Source organism: Enterobacter cloacae complex sp. P29RS (assembly GCF_014893445.1).
Lineage (GTDB): Bacteria > Pseudomonadota > Gammaproteobacteria > Enterobacterales > Enterobacteriaceae > Enterobacter > Enterobacter intestinihominis.
This window is the reverse complement of the sequence record NZ_JADBPZ010000022.1, coordinates 63757-77931: the sequence shown is the minus strand read 5'-3', so window position 1 is coordinate 77931 and position 14175 is coordinate 63757. Positions and strand designations below refer to the sequence as shown.

Sequence of the window (14175 nt, the reverse complement as noted above, 5' to 3'; positions counted from 1 at the left end):
TCATGTTTGTGAAACCCGCAAAAGGGCGATCTGTTCCGGATCCGGCCCGAGGCGATGTATTGCCCTTAAAAGGGCGAAATGTCGAAGCGTCCGCATACTGGTTCCGCCGGAAAGCCGCCGGTGAAATCGAAGTAGTTCAACAAAAAGGGGTTAAAGATGACCGTAAGCTTTAATTACATCCCGGCAGATAACCGGGTACCGCTGTTTTATGCCGAAATGGATAACAGTGCTGCAAACACCGCGCAGGACAGCGGGCCATCCCTGCTGATTGGCATGGCATTGCCCGACGCTGATATGCCTGTTAATCAACTGGTCATCATGCCGTCCAAAGATCTGGCAAAAAAAATGGCCGGGCGCGGCAGCCAGCTCGCGCGCATGGTTGACGCATATCGTCGTGTGGACCCGTTCGGTGAATTATGGGTTATCGCGGTTCAGAATGACGGGCAGGCCGCCACCGGCACGATCACCTTTTCCGGCACGGCGACCGATGCCGGAGCGGTGAATCTGTATATCGGTACCACCCGGGTTCAGATCACCGTGGCGGCCAACGACACCGGCGCAGATACGGCACAATCGCTTCTGGCAGCCATTAACGGTAATCCTGATCTTCCTGTTACCGCACAATACCGGGTAACGTCAGCGGGACCTGACCAGGGAACTCTTGAGCTCACCGCAGTGAACAGTGGCGCCAGCGGAAACACTATTCCGTTAACGCTGAATTACTACGGCACAGCCAGCGGTGAAGAAGTTCCTGCGGGGCTGAGTGTGCAGGTTGGCAGTATGAGTGGCGGTGCGGGCGACCCGGATTTAACCGGGACCATCGCCGCGATGGGGGATGAACCGTTCGATTATATCGGCCTGCCATTCAGCGACAGCGCATCACTGCAACTGATGGCGACAGAGATGAACGACAGTTCCGGTCGCTGGAGCTACATTCGCCAGCTTTACGGCCATGTATACACCGCAAAAACTGGCTCACTGTCCGAGCTGGTTGACTTTGGTGATACGTTCAATTATCAGCATATCACCATCGCGGGTTATGAGCGGGATGTACAGACGCCAGTTGATGAGCTGGTGGCTTACCGTCTGGGCCGCCAGGCCGTATTTTTACGTAATGATCCGGCTCGTCCTACACAAACCGGTGAACTGACTGGTGCGCTTCCCGCTCCAACTGGCAAGCGGTTTACCATCACCGAGCAGCAATCCCTGCTGATGCATGGCATCGCAACCGCCTATACCGAATCCGGTATTCTGCGCATTCAGCGCGATATCACAACCTACAGGACCAACGCTTACGGCGTGGCGGATAACAGCTATCTGGACAGTGAAACGCTGCATACCAGCGCTTACGTTTTGCGCCGCCTGAAATCGGTGATCACCAGCAAATACGGCCGCCACAAACTGGCGAACGACGGTACCCGCTTTGGCCCAGGCCAGGCGATTGTTACGCCGTCTGTTATCCGTGGCGAACTGGGGGCGGTGTACCGCCAGCTCGAGCGCGAGGGGATCGTGGAAAACTTCGACCTCTTCCAGCAATACCTGATAGTCGAGCGCAACACGTCAGATCCTAACCGCCTGGATGTGCTCTTCCCGCCGGATTATGTCAACCAGCTGCGCGTGTTCGCCGTGCTTAATCAGTTCCGTCTGCAATACAACGAGGAGGCCGCATAATGGGCAAGATTGCGGGTACCACTTATTTCAAGATCGACGGGCAGCAGCTGTCGATCACCGGCGGCATTGAAGTGCCGATGAACACACGCGTGCGGGATGACGTGATCGGCCTTGCCGGTGATGTCGATTACAAAGAAACGCACCGTGCACCCTATACGAAGGTAACGGCGAAGGTGCCGAAAAACTTCCCGGTGAACAAAATCACCAGCTCCGACAACATGACCATTACCTCAGAGCTGGCGAACGGTCAGGTATATGTTCTGTCGAATGCCTGGCTGCATGGCGAAGCGAACCATAACCCCGAAGAGGGCACGGTGGATCTGGAGTTCCACGGTGAAGAAGGATTTTACCAATGACAAAAGAACTGGCGCTGAAAAAGCCGATTATGGCGCATAACGAAAAATTGCATGTCCTGGAATTACGCGAGCCGTCGTACGACGAAATTGAAGCGATCGGTTTCCCGTTCACTGTGTCCGGTGACGGCGGGGTGAAACTGGATAGTGCTGTAGCGCTTAAGTATATCCCGGTGCTGGCGGGGATCCCCCGCTCATCTGCTGCGCAGCTGGCGAAGCTGGATATTTTTAAAGCCTGCATGCTCATCCTGAATTTTTTTACCCAATCGGAGACGGAACAAACCTCAGACGACGACTCTACAACGTCGCCTGGTTCTGGAAATTAAACCCCTTTGAGCTACGGCGGGCGGCCATATCTGACTTCCTTGAACTGGAAGCGGAGGCCGTCCGCATCAACGAGGAAGTAAAGCATGGCTGACAGTTTCCAGTTAAAGGCAATCATTACTGCCGTTGACCAGCTGACCGGGCCGATGAAAGGGATGCAGCGCGAGCTGAAGGGGTTTCAGAAGGAGATGGGGAGCCTGGCGCTGGGGGCGACGGCAGCGGGGACTGCCATTCTCGGTGCGCTGGCGCTTCCCGTAAATTCCGCGATGGGTTTTGAATCGAAGATGGCCGACATCCGCAAGGTAGTTGACGGTCTCGATGATAAAAAAGCCTTTGCCCAGATGAGCGACGATATCCTGACGCTGTCCACGCAGTTACCCATGGCAGCAGAGGGGATCGCGGAAATTGTGGCCGCAGGCGGCCAGGCGGGGATCGCGCGTAGTGATCTGATGCAGTTCGCCAACGACGCCGTAAAAATGGGTGTTGCGTTTGACACCACTGCCGAAGAATCCGGCCAGATGATGGCCCAGTGGCGAACGGCATTTAAACTGACACAAGATGATGTGGTCGTTCTTGCCGATAAAATTAACTATCTGGGAAACACGGGTCCGGCCAACGCGAAAAAAATCTCGGAGATCGTAACAAGGATCGGCCCTCTCGGTAGTGTGGCCGGGGTCGCATCCGGCGAAATTGCGGCAATGGGTGCCACTATCGCCGGGATGGGGGTTGAGTCGGAAATTGCCTCCACGGGCATCAAAAACTTCATGCTGTCGCTTACCGCAGGTAACTCGGCCACCAAAGCACAGAAGCAGGCTCTGGCTTTCCTGAAACTGAATCCGAAGCAGCTGGCTGAAGATATGCAGAAGGATTCGCGCGGAGCGATGCTAAAGGTGCTGGATTCTCTTGCGAAAGTACCGAAGGCTAAACAAGCGGCCGTTATGAATGCGCTGTTTGGCAAGGAATCCCTCAGTGCGATTGCACCGCTACTGACCAACCTGGATCTGTTACGCACCAATTTTAACCGTGTGGCAGACGCCCAGGAGTATGGCGGATCCATGCAGAAGGAATACGCTTCCCGCGCGGCCACCACCGAAAACCAGCTTGTTCTGCTGAAAAACAGCATTAATGCTATTTCAGTGACGTTAGGTGACACATTTCTGCCCGCTGTGAACGAGGGTGCAAAAGCCATCATGCCGTATCTGGAAGAGGTGAGGGCTTTCGTTCGGGCTAATCCGGCGCTGGTACAGTCTGCGGCCAAATTCGCTGCTGCGCTGCTGGCGGTCGGTGTATCAGTTGGCAGTCTGTCCCGGGCAGTAAAAATCCTGAACAGCGTAATCAATTTATCACCAGCGAAAGTTGCGATTGCGGCACTGGCGGCGGGTGCTCTGCTCATCGTTCAGAACTGGGACGACGTTGCTCCGGTGTTCAAAGCTGTATGGCAGGAAGTTGATCATGTGGCGCAGGCAATAGGCGGCTGGGAGACGGTGTTGGGCGGTGTGGGTTTATACATGACCGGCGCATTCAGCCTGAAGACGATCGGATCACTCAGAACTGCGCTCGCGCTCGCGACACAGCTTTCCGGCGTGCTGGGAAAAATTGCGACCATGGGCGTAGCAACGATACAGATTGCCGTTGCTATCTATATGTTTGAGCAGTTGAAGGAGATCGCTGACGCCACTAAAAAAGCGGATCAGACAGATTCTTTCTGGCAGTCTCTGAAAAACCGCTGGAACTCAGGTGGCTGGTATAACAACCAGCAAAACCGTGAAATGGTAAAGCAGGATACTGCCGGGAATTTTCAACTTCCTGAACCATCACGAGCGCCAGAGTATCAGCCTGCGGTGCCGCTTAATCTTGACGAACTGAAGATGACCCAGCCGACGCCGCAACTGGATTTACCCGCGGCACCAGCCGGTAACCCAGCAATTACCGCTGTTCCGCCGGTGGTGCCAGTAATCCCCCCCGCATTACCGCATAACAGGCAACCAGTGCTTGATCGTGCTGTAGCGCCAGCAGCGCAGCGTAGTGAGCTGAAAGTAACCTTTGAAAATGCACCTCAGGGGATGCGCGTTCAGGAGAGCCAAAACAAAGGCGATCCCCAACTGAATATTACCCACGACGTGGGGTATTCCCCGTTCCGTACACCACGATAAGCCCGCTTAATGCGGGTTTTTCCTTCTGGGGGCTATATGGCTTTTTTTTCTTTAACCGACTGGCGCGATCGCCTGCGTGATGCGTCATTTCGCGGCGTACCTTTTTCCGTGGAAGATGATGAAGGGTCGTTCGGCCGTCGCGTTCAGGTGCATGAATATCCCAACCGCGATAAACCGTTTACGGAAGATTTGGGCCGCGCAACGCGCAGGATGACAATTAACGCCTATTTGATTGGTGATGATTACGCAGACAAGCGGGATCGTCTCATTGGCGCAATTGAAACAGCGGGGCCTGGTACGCTGGTTCATCCACAGTATGGGGAAATGCAGGGCAGCATTGACGGACAGGTCAGAGTCACGCACAGCAACAGCGAAGGGCGCATGTGTCGGGTTTCCTTCCAGTTTGTGGAAAGCGGAGAACTTTCATTTCCTGTCGCGGGTATGGCGACGGCACAGCGACTGAAACAGTCGGGCGGCCTGTTTGATGATGCAATTGACAGTATGTTTTCTGCATTTTCTCTCTCGGGCATTCCGGACTTTCTGCAAAACGACGTGCTCGCAGATGCCGCGGCGATGCTTGGCGATGTTGCTGATGCGTTCAGAATGGTAGATTCCGGCGTCTCGGCGGCAATGCGTCTTCTCCAGGGGGATTTGTCGGTCATTTTGATGCCGCCCAGCGCGGCCAGTGATTTTGTGAATGCTCTGCAAAAAGCATGGCGTGCCGGGGACCGTCTTACCGGCGATACGTCGGACCTGGTGACGATGATCAAGACCATGTCCGGTGTCACACTCGAACCCGGTCTGGCGCCACGGGGCACATGGCCGACAGACCCCGGCTCTGTCGAAGTGCAGAAAGCCCGCAGTAATATGATCGCCGCCGTCATCCGCTCAACGGCAATCAGTGCCGCTTCTCAGGCAGTTTCCACGCTGGCACAGCCCAAAACTATTGCAGCACCACAGGGACAGGCCGGGAAGATTAGCGGCGTCAGTGGCGGCGTCCCCGGCAATGACATCATCAATATTTCTCATCCAGCCCTGGATGGATCTGCCAGTACAGCGATAACGGCAGACCCGCCAACCTGGGACGAATTAACCGAAATCCGTAGTGTGCTTAACGCGGCCATCGATCAGGAACAGTTGCGAATTACCGATGACGGCATTTTTCAACAGATATCCGTGCTCAGGACGGACCTGAACCGCGATATTTCCGCGCGCCTTGCCCAGGTGGAAATCACCGCAGAGCGTACGCCTTCAGATGTGCTTCCTGCGCTGGTACTTGCTGCGAGCTGGTATGACGATGCTGCGCGGGAAAGTGACATCCTTTCCAGAAACGTGATCCGCCATCCGGGATTCGTACCGGTGAAACCGCTGAGGGTGCCTGTGAGATGAACAATACCGTATTTTTACGCGTTAATGGCCGGGAGTGGGGCGGCTGGACTTCGGCCCGCATCAGCGCCGGTATTGACCGCGTAGCCCGCGATTTTAATGTGACGATTACCCGTCAATGGCCGGGAAGCGACGGCGCGCCGCAGATAAAAAATGGCGACCTCGTTGAAGTGATGATTGGGGATGACCTGGTGATCACCGGCTGGGTTGAAGCGTTGCCGCTTCGTTATGATGCAGCGGCGATCACTATGGGGATCGTCGGGCGCAGTAAAACGGCTGATCTTATTGACTGCTCTGCATCACCTGCACAGCACAACGGGAAAAACCTTTACCGGATCGCCAGCGCACTGGCAAAACCATTCGGTATTGACGTTATCGATGCAGGCGCTCCTGCCTCGGCAGTCATTGATGCACAGCCGGAACATGGTGAAACGGTAGTGGACTGTCTGAACCGGCTGATGGGGCAGGTTCAGGCGCTGGCCTATGACGATGCTCAGGGGCGGCTGGTTCTTGGCAAACCAGGCAGCGCACAGGCGGCCACGGCGCTGGTGCTGGGTGAGAATATTCTTTCATGCGATACAGAACGCAGCGTCCGGGAAAGATTTTCCAGTTACCTCGTCACCGGCCAGCGACCGGGAACGGATGATGATTTTGGTGAAGCGACGATCGCCGCCATCCGGCAAAAGACGACGGATAGGGAGATTACCCGGTACCGTCCGCATACCCTACAGCAGTCCGGCACCGCGACGTCAGATAGCTGCAAAGCACGCTGTGAATTCGAGTCAAGGCAGCGCGCCGCTAAAACGAGAGAAACCACTTATACAGTGCAGGGCTGGCGCCAGGGGAATGGTGAGCTCTGGCAACCAAACCTTTCGGTCATCGTTTACGATCCCCTTAATGGCTTCGACAACGAACAGCTGGTGATCGCCGAAGTGACATACAGCCAGGACAATAACGGCACAACAACTGAAATTCGTGTCGGACCGGCTGACGCATATCTTCCAGAACCGGCTGCACCGAAGAAGAAAAAAAACACGGGAGGCTCTGATTTCTGATGGCCGGAACTTCTCTTCAAAACATTGTCACCCGGGCGGTCATCACTGCACTGGACACCGCAAAAAAATGCCAGGCCGCAGGACTGAAGTTGATCGCTGGCGAACCTAAAGAAAACGTTGAACATCTCGAACCGTATGGGTTTACGTCCGCCGCGCAGAATGGTGCTGAAGCCGTAATGCTCTTCCCGGGGGGCGATCGTTCCCACGGCGTTGCTGTGGTAGTTGCCGATCGACGGTACCGCCTGAAAGGGCTGGCGCGCGGTGAAGTGGCGGTTTATGACGACCAGGGGCAGTCGGTAACGCTCACCCGTTCCGGGATCGTCGTCAACGGCGGCGGAAAGCCAATTATTTTCACCAATGCGCCAAAAGCCCGGTTCGAAATGGATATCGAGGCCACCGGACAAATCAAAGACCTCTGCGATGGCGCAGGCAAAACGATGTCTGCCATGCGCACGACGTACAACGGCCACACCCACAAAGAAAATGGCGACGGCGGCGGTACGACAAACCCACCCGACCAACCGATGAGTTAAATCATGATCCTCTATGTAAACGGGCTCCTGAAGGAGTCCACGGATCCGCTCGACCTTTTAACACGCTCAGTTGTGATCTCTCTTTTTTCATGGCGCCGTGCCGAAAGTGACGACCGGACACCAGAACCCTATGGCTGGTGGGGCGATACCTGGCCGACGGTACAGAACGACAGGATCGGCTCCCGTCTGTATCTGCTGAAACGCCGGAAACTCACCAACAAAACGCCACAGGATGCCCGCGAGTATATGCAGCAGGCGCTGGCGTGGATGAAAGAAGACGGTGTTGCTGCACGCATTGACGTAACCGCCGAACGGACCGGGATAGAGACACTGGCCGCCGGGGTAACGATTTACCAGCGAGACGGCACTATCCACAACATTACATTCGATGACATATGGAGTGAGCTTGATGGCTGACAGTCAATTTTCACGGCCTGAACTCCCGCAACTGATAGCCACCATTCGCAGTGATTTGCTGACGCGCTTCCAGGAAGACGTGCTGTTACGCAGGATGGACGCGGAGGTCTATGCACGGGTACAGGCAGCAGCAGTACATACACTGTATGGCTATATCGATTATCTGGCGCGCAACATGCTGCCTGATTTATGTGATGAGGACTGGCTTTACCGGCACGGCAGAATCAAACGATGCCCCCGAAAAGATGCCGTGGCCGCAACAGGCTATGTGCGCTGGGATGGTATCAGCGGAACGCCGACGCTGCCGGCAGGCACACAGGTGCAGCGTGATGATCAGGTGACATTTACAACCACCCAGACTGTTAAGGCGTCAGGCGGTGTTCTGCGTGTTCCGCTGGTGGCGGATAACCCCGGGGCGGCAGGAAATACTGACGATGGCATCGCGCTGCGCCTCGGCACGCCTGTCAGTGGTATCCCGTCCACCGGGTATGCCGACACGGTAACCGGTGGTGATGATGTAGAGGAGCTGGAAACCTGGCGTGCCCGCGTCATGGAGCGCTACTACTGGATACCGCAGGGCGGCGCGGATCCGGATTATGTCATCTGGGCAAAAGAGATCCCCGGTATCACCAGAGCCTGGACGCTCCGGCATTACAACGGGATCGGGACCGTGGGCGTGATGGTGGCGACTGGCGACCCGACCCATCCGGCGCCGGGCGATGATCTGGTTCAGGCTGTCCGAAACCATATTTTGCCGCTGGCACCCGTGGCCGGGGCTGGGCTGACGGTCTTCCCTGCCAGCGAAAAGGTTATTCCGATGACTATTGCGCTGGCAAAGGATACTGCTGAAATCCGCGCAGCCGTTACCGCGGAGCTGAACTCCCTGATGTTGCGGGACGGTGTGCCGTCAGGAAAAGTTTATCTTTCACGCATCAGCGAAGCGATTAGCCTGGCAACGAGCGAGGTTGCTCACCAGTTACGCGCGCCGGTGGCCGATGTTGCGTTGGGGGCGACAGAACTTCCCGTGGTGGGTGCGATCACCTGGGCAACCTATACGGAGGTGAGTAGCTGATGGCCCTTCAGGACGAATACGAGCAGCTGCTTTACAGACTACTGCCGCCCGGCCCGGCCTGGGAAGGAGAGAATCCGTTAATCGAAGGGCTGGCTCCGTCACTTGCCCGAGTCCATCAGCGCGCTAATGCGCTGATGAAAGAGATCGACCCTTCGCAGACAACTGAGCTGATTGACCGTTATGAAACCGTCTATGGCCTGCCGGATTCCTGTACGCCAGACGGTGTGCAATCCCTGCGCCAGCGCCAGCAGCGTCTTGACGCAAAGGCTAACGTTGCTGGCGGTATTAACGAGCAGTTTTACCGCAACCAGCTGGATGCGCTGGGCTACACCACTGCGACGATCGAGCAGTTTCAGAATCTCGACAGCACCCCAGACCCGGAGTGGGGTGAGTTCTGGCGTTATTACTGGCGCGTGAATATTCCGGCAGACGCTAACGTCAGCTGGCAGACCTGCACAAGTGCGTGCAACTCCGCAATCAGAACATGGGGCGACACGGTCGCAGAGTGTGTTATTGAAAAACTGGCGCCGTCTCATACCGTCGTCGTTTTTGCTTACCCGGAAGGAACAGAAAATGCATCGAATTGATACGCCCACCGCACAGGCCGATAAATTTGGTCCAGGTAAAAATGGTTTTACGAATGGAGATCCGGCGACAGGGCGCCGCGCTACTGACCTGAACAGTGATATGTGGGATGCCGTTCAGGAGGAGATTTGTAATGTCGTTGAGAAATCAGGACTGGCACTGAACAAAGGCCAGCATGATCAGCTGCATCAGGCGATCGTGAAAATTATCACCAGCAAAATCCCGGATGCGCTCTTAAAGAAAAACAATCTGTCCGATCTGGCTGATAAAGCGCTGGCAAGAGCCAACCTCCAATTAAAAACGGCAGCTCAAAAAGATGCTGTCACGTCTCAAACCGATACAACAGCGGGCAGAGTATTGATAGTTGGTTACGGAGGTCTTGGGGGGACAGCCCCACGGACAGCCGTAGCAGGGTCAAACAGCTACGACAACATTCCCATCGGATTACCTTCGGGCTTCTGGACGCATGCTATTGATGGTGGCCCGTACGCTCACACAGTTACATTACTACAGGACGGAGGTGGAAGCAGGGACGACAGACATTTGATTATTCCGTCCAGTTATACGGATAAAATAGCAATTCGCTGGGATAGTGGGAGCACAAAGAATTACCAATATTTTTATACCGACAAGAATAAACCCACAGCCTCAGACGTAGGTGCGGTTCCGGTCGGGCGAAAGGTCAATGGACACCCATTATCTTCAGATTTTAATGTGCTTCCTGGCGATATTTTTAAGTTGTCAACCGGCATCGGAGCTAATGCTGACCTTAACACGTATACTGACCCCGGGCTTTACTATCAGCCTGCGAACGCACAGGCTTCAACAGGAAAGAATTACCCTGAACCCAACGCAGGTTCACTTGAAGTCTATAAGCATGCAGGAATAACGCAGATTTACCGTATTTATAACCGCTCCCGTACGTACATTCGTACGTTTTACAGCGGAGTGTGGACACCATGGATGAAGCAGTATGATGAGGACAATAAACCAACTGCGAGTGATGTTGGGGCGTTACCATCTACAGGGGGCACACTAAATGGTGGCCTGACGGTAAAAGGTACAACTCAGATAGGTTCCGTGGGCTCAGCTGTTTTAAATATTGGTGATAATGACTCAGGTCTTCGCAACTCAAAAGATGGTCATATTGAACTTTGGGCAAATAGTAAAAATGTTGGCTACTGGAATGGCACAACTCTTTATTTCAGCGGTCAGATAGTACCAAACAATTTTACTAACTTTGATGCACGATATTACACCAGAACTGACAGTGATGCCCGTTTCCAGCCGAAAGGAAGTTATACCCCTGCGGGTCAGGCTTATACGAAGGCGGAAAGCGATTCGCGGTATAACCTAAAAAATACCGCAACCAAATCAGCCAATGCCATGACGCATAAAGATGCCTCAACAGGTGTTATGGAAGTGGTAATGAGTAATATAACCGTAACAAACAATACGAATGTGAATGTTACTTTCCCTACCGCATTCCCCAATGCATGTGTTGGCGTGGTAATAACCTATGATGGTGCGGGCCATGGCTCCGGTGATGACTCTTCGATAGCGGTTCCGTCGTATAGCCGAACTGGGTGTGTTCTGCGGGCGAATAACGCTAACGGTAAATTTATGCTTATTGCAAAGGGATATTAATATGACAGTCTACTTTAGCGCTGCTGAAAATGGTTTTTTCGATGATGCGTTCAAAGATGATTACATATCGGCTGGTACTTGGCCCGCTGATGCAATCGTGATATCTGAACAATGGCATCAATACTTACTTGAAGGCCAGAGAAAGGGGAAGGTGATTGTTCTGAATACCTATAGCCAACCCGTACTTGCTGACCCGCCAGCACCCACGAAGGAGCAACTAGATGCCGAAGCTGAGGCGCTTAAGGCTACGCTTATAGCTGCTGCAAGCGAAACAATCTCTATCCTGAAAGATGCTGTAGATTTAGGCAGGGCCACAAAGGAAGAGGAGGCGCACCTGTTAGCGTGGCGGGAATATCGAATCTCGTTAAACCGCATCGATACCAGCAAAGCGCCAGATATTGAATGGCCGGTCAAGCCCACTTAATGAACTTGACCAGGGTTTCAACCTTTCCCTTGATTTACTACTTTACTGAAAATTGGAAGAATGGCTCTTCTGTACTTATGCTTTAACTTCGTCTTCAACGTCCTGCGGGACATAAGCAGATTCCATAATTCCTTTTTTTTCTTGTGGATAGCCTGAGCATCTTCAGGAATATTGATTGTTGAGCTTTTAGCTTCGTCAGACAGATGTACTGGATGAGGGACTACAGAATAGACGTCAACTAATGACATATCTTCGAATAGTCCCCATTTATCTGCCACAATCCAAACAGGATTAAGTCCTTTAAGTAAAGAACGAGCCGCGATTTTATTTAATATATAGCTATGAGTAGTGGTTGCATGTAATGTTTTATGCAGAGAATGTTTGTTCGTTAATTTTTTTAACGGTTTTTTGAAAAACTTATTGGAGCGGCTTAATAAAATAACAGACGGACGATCGGCAGGGATACTGATTTGTGCCAGAACCTTTTTAAATTCTTCATCCAAAACAACGTCATCTTCGAGAATCAGCGCATTATCTATATTCTCGTCAATCATTTTCTTATAGATTTTCTGGTGACTTAACGCACAACCGATTTCCCCAGGAAGAAAAGCATAATTCACTTTCGCAGTGACACTTTTCCTCTCCTCTTCAGACATTAGTCTGCCATCAACGGCTTCGATAAACTCAGCTTCAAGGCCCAAGGCTTGAAGCTGAGCTTCCATTTTCTGCCGTCTTTCTACTGACTTTTTAAGATTTACAATAAAAATTTTCATAAAAAACCTGTGATTAAAAGCCTCTTTCGAGGCTTATCGTTTTTCTCGTCCAATTACTTTATCTGCCGCGACACGAGACAGGAAGCCAGACCGGCTGCCGTATTCAGGATGCGCGGCCACAAACTGATCGATACGGCGGATCAGCAGTGAAGGAAGCGTCACATTGATTTTTTCCGCTTTTCCCATCAGGCGTGTTATATCCACGTCTACCAATGCCCATACCGCACCGGCGTATTCCGGATCAGATAGCCAGTTTTCGACGGTCGTAGCTTCGGGAACGGTCTCGCCATCTTCAACCAGTAATTCGATGTGTGCCTCGATCGCTTCACGTACGCTTTCAATCGCGTCCTGATAATCATCACCGCCAGAGAAGCAGCCAGGAATATCAGGTACGCGAACGCCGAAGGATGAATCGCCTTTATCAATAGCAACAGGGTACAACATGTAAACCTCCAGTAGGGGGGCTTAGAGCCCCGCCTGTTTTTTGATGCTTTTCAGTGTTGGTAACGGTATGTCTTTCTGTGGATGCTTTACAGTTACCAGCCCCTTTTTCGTTGGGTGCTTGAACTGGTGATGACTGCCTTTAACTCTCACCAGATACCACCCATCGGCTTCTATCATTGCTATTGCATTCCTGCTATCCATCCTCCGGCTCTCTGTAATGTCTTGATGGGGTTATAATAACCCCAAAGAGAATTAGTGTCAATCACTTTTGGGGTTATAGGGGTTATAAATCATTGAAGTGATAGCGGATAAAATCCAGGCAAAAAAAACTAAAATCTTTCCTAAGATAAACGTGTATGTCCCGCGCCAAATCTGGAACCATAAATGATGTTATCTTAGGAAAAAATCAGCTAACTTTTTGAAAAATAGATGTTCTACTAGGGATTTAAAATCCCTCGGCGTTCGCGCTGTGTGGGTTCAAGTCCCACTCCGGCTACCATGGGAAAAGTAGAATAAAATCAATGATAAGCAGTGTCGTGTAAACCACCGAAAGGTGGTTTTTTATTGCCTAATTTTCGCCATTCGCCATTCTTTCGCCATTCAGCTTCACCACAAAAAGAGGGCATTACTGCCCTCCGACGACCGGAACTATAGGAATTTTTCTATCATAACGTGCTGTCTGTGACGCGTTTTTATGACCAGCGATTCCCTGTTTTTCGTTAAGCGTTCCTTCCAGATCCGATATCCCTTTAGATTTGCTGCTACGAAGTTAGGTTATGGTAATAACCAGGCTGAGTTAGTCTATGGCGTCGTTGATCTCTCTTTATCGGCATATGGTGCGGGCAGAAAAGTTTTGGGTCCCAGAGAGAAGTCCTGGAGTTTATTCCACAATATCCAATCCGTTTATATCAGAGGCTGGCAAGAGGCATCTAACACCGCAATGGCGCTGGATTTGACCAGTGGAAGCATTACGGGGTGGCAGATGTACCAGATAGCAAAAGAGAATTGATTATGTCTCAAGAGTTAGAATTTTCGCTTCATCCACCTGTTTGGCCTGCCGTGGCCTATTTTATTGTATCTATTGCAATTTTTCTCTTGCTTTATCTCGGCAAACTAAAAGTTAACAGGCTGCATAAATACCCGCTATTTATCGCGTATAGGGTGTTTGTAATCGCTATTGCAGCCGTTCAGATAAACATCTTTGCCAATGGCTACGAGTTTGTCAGCAGCTTTTTGCATATAGATTTTGACCCCTATCGCTATGACTCGGTATATTGGGGCTCATTGTTTTTCTCCATAATTTACTTGCTGGCATTGCCCCGTAACAAGTTTTAGCAT

At 52.3% G+C, this 14175-nt stretch carries 18 protein-coding genes and 1 pseudogene; 15 read left to right on the top strand and 4 right to left on the bottom strand.

Features of this window, described 5'->3' with window-relative positions; all coding sequences use genetic code 11:
* Window positions 1-2: 2 nt before the first annotated feature.
* From IM282_RS16745 to IM282_RS16685, 13 genes are all read left to right on the top strand, one after another.
* Complete coding sequence (locus IM282_RS16745) at window positions 3-173, top strand: DUF2635 domain-containing protein (RefSeq protein ID WP_065186944.1); 171 nt, start codon at window positions 3-5, stop codon at window positions 171-173.
* Window positions 157-1671 (top strand): phage tail sheath subtilisin-like domain-containing protein, encoded by a 1515-nt coding sequence (locus tag IM282_RS16740; protein ID WP_063863722.1) that lies wholly within the window; start codon window positions 157-159, stop codon window positions 1669-1671. The genes IM282_RS16745 and IM282_RS16740 overlap by 17 nt, the downstream gene beginning before the upstream one ends.
* Entirely contained in the window at window positions 1671-2027 is a 357-nt protein-coding gene (locus IM282_RS16735; RefSeq protein WP_045897188.1) for a phage tail tube protein, read from the top strand. The genes IM282_RS16740 and IM282_RS16735 overlap by 1 nt, the downstream gene beginning before the upstream one ends.
* Complete coding sequence (locus tag IM282_RS16730) at window positions 2024-2350, top strand: phage tail assembly protein (protein ID WP_045897190.1); 327 nt, start codon at window positions 2024-2026, stop codon at window positions 2348-2350. Before IM282_RS16735 ends, IM282_RS16730 begins: the two co-directional genes overlap by 4 nt.
* An 84-nt stretch (window positions 2351-2434) precedes the next feature.
* Window positions 2435-4501 (top strand): phage tail tape measure protein, encoded by a 2067-nt coding sequence (locus tag IM282_RS16725; RefSeq protein ID WP_080472040.1) that lies wholly within the window; start codon window positions 2435-2437, stop codon window positions 4499-4501.
* Between the two features lie 36 nt (window positions 4502-4537).
* On the top strand, window positions 4538-5890 hold the full coding sequence (locus IM282_RS16720; protein ID WP_063863723.1) for a DNA circularization protein: 1353 nt from the start codon (window positions 4538-4540) through the stop codon (window positions 5888-5890).
* Window positions 5887-6942 carry a phage baseplate assembly protein gene (locus tag IM282_RS16715; RefSeq protein ID WP_063863724.1) on the top strand — a complete coding sequence of 352 codons (1056 nt, stop codon included), beginning with the start codon at window positions 5887-5889 and terminating at the stop codon, window positions 6940-6942. Before IM282_RS16720 ends, IM282_RS16715 begins: the two co-directional genes overlap by 4 nt.
* Complete coding sequence (locus IM282_RS16710; RefSeq protein WP_063863725.1) at window positions 6942-7475, top strand: phage baseplate assembly protein V; 534 nt, start codon at window positions 6942-6944, stop codon at window positions 7473-7475. Before IM282_RS16715 ends, IM282_RS16710 begins: the two co-directional genes overlap by 1 nt.
* 3 nt (window positions 7476-7478) lie before the next feature.
* Window positions 7479-7892, top strand: coding sequence for a phage GP46 family protein (locus tag IM282_RS16705; protein ID WP_045897202.1), 414 nt, complete (start codon window positions 7479-7481; stop codon window positions 7890-7892).
* On the top strand, window positions 7885-8964 hold the full coding sequence (locus IM282_RS16700; RefSeq protein ID WP_045897204.1) for a baseplate J/gp47 family protein: 1080 nt from the start codon (window positions 7885-7887) through the stop codon (window positions 8962-8964). Before IM282_RS16705 ends, IM282_RS16700 begins: the two co-directional genes overlap by 8 nt.
* The gene (locus tag IM282_RS16695) at window positions 8964-9551 is read left to right on the top strand and encodes a YmfQ family protein (RefSeq protein ID WP_063863726.1); all 588 of its coding nucleotides are present in this window, start codon (window positions 8964-8966) and stop codon (window positions 9549-9551) included. Before IM282_RS16700 ends, IM282_RS16695 begins: the two co-directional genes overlap by 1 nt.
* On the top strand, window positions 9538-11196 hold the full coding sequence (locus IM282_RS16690) for a pyocin knob domain-containing protein (RefSeq protein WP_063863727.1): 1659 nt from the start codon (window positions 9538-9540) through the stop codon (window positions 11194-11196). The genes IM282_RS16695 and IM282_RS16690 overlap by 14 nt, the downstream gene beginning before the upstream one ends.
* A 1-nt stretch (window position 11197) precedes the next feature.
* On the top strand, window positions 11198-11620 hold the full coding sequence (locus IM282_RS16685) for a tail fiber assembly protein (RefSeq protein WP_063863728.1): 423 nt from the start codon (window positions 11198-11200) through the stop codon (window positions 11618-11620).
* 17 nt (window positions 11621-11637) lie between these two features.
* On the opposite strand, the gene IM282_RS16680 is transcribed toward IM282_RS16685, so the two are convergent.
* From IM282_RS16680 to IM282_RS21945, 4 genes and pseudogenes are all read right to left on the bottom strand, one after another.
* Window positions 11638-12393 carry a glycosyltransferase family 25 protein gene (locus tag IM282_RS16680; protein WP_063863729.1) on the bottom strand — a complete coding sequence of 252 codons (756 nt, stop codon included), beginning with the start codon at window positions 12391-12393 and terminating at the stop codon, window positions 11638-11640.
* Between the two features lie 33 nt (window positions 12394-12426).
* The gene (locus IM282_RS16675; RefSeq protein ID WP_045895535.1) at window positions 12427-12837 is read right to left on the bottom strand and encodes a type II toxin-antitoxin system HicB family antitoxin; all 411 of its coding nucleotides are present in this window, start codon (window positions 12835-12837) and stop codon (window positions 12427-12429) included.
* A 21-nt stretch (window positions 12838-12858) separates the two neighbouring features.
* Window positions 12859-13038: a type II toxin-antitoxin system HicA family toxin gene (locus tag IM282_RS16670; RefSeq protein WP_012906750.1), complete on the bottom strand. Its 180-nt coding sequence runs from the start codon at window positions 13036-13038 to the stop codon at window positions 12859-12861.
* Window positions 13039-13462: 424 nt separating this feature from the next.
* Window positions 13463-13594: pseudogene (locus tag IM282_RS21945) on the bottom strand (integrase); the annotation flags it as partial.
* Between IM282_RS21945 and IM282_RS16665 the strand changes: the two are divergent.
* Window positions 13532-13846, top strand: a complete 315-nt coding sequence (locus IM282_RS16665; protein WP_223862066.1) for a DUF4225 domain-containing protein — start codon at window positions 13532-13534, stop codon at window positions 13844-13846. The pseudogene IM282_RS21945 and the gene IM282_RS16665 overlap by 63 nt on opposite strands.
* Window positions 13847-13848: 2 nt before the next feature.
* The gene (locus IM282_RS16660; RefSeq protein ID WP_023306512.1) at window positions 13849-14172 is read left to right on the top strand and encodes a hypothetical protein; all 324 of its coding nucleotides are present in this window, start codon (window positions 13849-13851) and stop codon (window positions 14170-14172) included.
* Window positions 14173-14175 lie beyond the last annotated feature (3 nt).